At 73.5% G+C, this 2,070-nt stretch carries 2 protein-coding genes and 1 pseudogene; all 3 read left to right on the top strand.

Annotated features, from left to right (window positions below; genetic code table 11):
* A pseudogene (locus IJH84_RS07680) lies at positions 1–378 on the top strand (serine hydrolase); the annotation flags it as partial.
* Positions 379–563: 185 nt separating this feature from the next.
* A complete protein-coding gene (locus IJH84_RS07685; RefSeq protein ID WP_200068253.1) occupies positions 564–1,508 on the top strand; it encodes a MurR/RpiR family transcriptional regulator in 945 nt (314 codons plus the stop codon).
* A partial coding sequence (locus IJH84_RS07690) for an N-acetylmuramic acid 6-phosphate etherase (RefSeq protein ID WP_295142039.1) occupies positions 1,505–2,070 on the top strand: 566 nt, incomplete at its 3' end. The genes IJH84_RS07685 and IJH84_RS07690, both read left to right, overlap by 4 nt.

The raw sequence follows: 2,070 nt of genomic DNA on the forward strand, positions 1-2,070 counted from the left end.
GTGTCGTTCGACGCTTTCGTGGACACCCAGCGGGATCCGGACGGCGCCGACCCGCTGCTACTGGAGTCCAGTGTGGACGGCGGGGCGAGCTGGCGGCCGGTGCCGGTGACCGCGAACGGGCCGGGTGCACCGGAAGGGCCGCAGCAGTCGCTGGCCGGATCGGGCCACCGCGCGTGGTGGCAGGTGCGCGGCACCGTGGACGCTCAGCCCGGCCAGCACGTCCAGGTGCGCTGGCGCTACGCGCCGGACAAGCAGTACACCGGGCGGGGCGTGCTGGTCGACGGAATCTCGGTGGCCGACCGGGACCGCACGCTGCTCGACGGCGAGCGCGAGCCGCAGGGCTTCCACCCGCGGGGCTGGGCGCCGGTGCACCGCTGAGCCCGCGCGGACTCGGCGCCGTTGGCCCGCGAAGGTGATCGGCGCACCGCCGCACGGTGCAACCCGATTCCCGGTGCGAACCGTCCTGTCCACGGCGGGCGCGGCCCGCCGGCCCCGCCCGAACCTCGGCCGACCCGGAGACACCCGCATTGACCTGCACAGATCGCGGTTAGTAAGTTTCCCACATGGCCGTTGACGACAGCTCGTCCGAAGCCGGGGACGGCAGTCCCCTCGTGCGGATCCGCTCGCTGCTCCCGGGGCTGGCCAGAGCCGAGCAGCGGGTCGCGGGCATCGTGCTCGCCGATCCCGCCTCCATCGCCCGGCGCAGCATCACCGAGGTCGCCGAAGCGGCGGGCACCAGCGAAACCACCGTCACCCGGTTCTGCAAGGCGATCGGCGTCGGCGGGTATCCCGACCTGCGCATCGCGCTGGCCGCGGACACCGCCCGCACCTCCGAACGCGACCGCGACCTCGGCGGCGACATCGAACCGGACGACGACCTGGCGCAGATCATCGAGAAGGTCGCCTACGCGGACGCGAAAGCCGTCGAGGAAACCGCCGGACAGCTCGACGCCGAAGCGCTCGCCGCGGTCGTCGACGCCGTCGCGCGGGCCCGCCGGATCGACGTCTACGGCGTCGGCGCCAGCGCCTTCGTCGCGCTCGACCTGCAGCAGAAGCTGCACCGCATCGGCCTGACCTGCTTCGCGTGGTCGGACACGCACACCGCGCTGACCTCGGCGGCGCTGCTGCGCGACGGCGACGTGGCCATCGGCATCTCGCACACCGGCGCCACCTCCGAGACGGTGGAGGCGTTGCGGGAGGCCGGGCGGCACGGGGCGGTCACCGCCGCGCTGACCAACTTCAGCCGTTCGCCGATCACCGAGATCGCCGGGAACGTGCTGACCACGGCGGTGCGCGAGACGACCTACCGCTCCGGGGCGATGGCGAGCAGGCTCGGCCAGCTCACCGTGATCGACTGCCTGTTCATCGGGGTGGCGCAACGGCACATCGACGACACGAAGGCAGCGCTGGAAGCCACCTACGCGGCCGTCGACGGGCACCGGCTCGGTGCCCGCCCGGATCGCCGCAGGCATCCGGACCGGCCCAGGAACGAGGAGGACGCTGGATGACCCGCGATCCGCAGCCGCCCGCGCGGGTGAACGCCCCGACGGAACGGACCAACGAGCGCACCAGGGACATCGACCTGCTGCCGACGCTGGACATCCTGCACGTGCTCAACGCCGAGGACCGCACCGTTCCGGAGGCGGTCGGCCGGGCGCTGCCGGAGCTGGCCCGCGCGGTGGACCTGGCGGTGACCGCGCTGCGCTCCGGCGGACGGGTGCACTACGTGGGCGCAGGCACCTCCGGGAGGCTCGCGGGGCTCGACGCCGCCGAGCTGATCCCGACCTACAACGTGCCCGCGGACTGGGTGGTGGCGCACCAGGCCGGTGGCAGCGGCGCCTTCCAGAAGGCCGTGGAGAACGCCGAGGACGACACCGATTCCGGTGCCGCGCTGGTCGATTCACAGGTCACCGGTTCGGACTTCGTGCTCGGGCTGACCGCCTCCGGCCGCACGCCGTACGTCATGGGAGCGCTGCAGGCGGCCCGGCGGGCCGGGGCGGGCACGGCGCTGATGTCGGCGAACCCGGAGTCGGCGGGCAACGCCCCGGCGGACGTGGTGATCGCGGTGGA

Origin of the sequence: Saccharopolyspora sp. (assembly GCF_017434145.1) — a bacterium.
Lineage (GTDB): Bacteria > Actinomycetota > Actinomycetes > Mycobacteriales > Pseudonocardiaceae > Saccharopolyspora_C > Saccharopolyspora_C galaxeae.

What these genes read in the sequence shown, in the direction of transcription:
- IJH84_RS07685 (WP_200068253.1), top strand. Translation starts at nt 564, where the DNA reads ATGGCCGTTGACGACAGCTCGTCCGAAGCCGGGGACGGCAGTCCCCTC.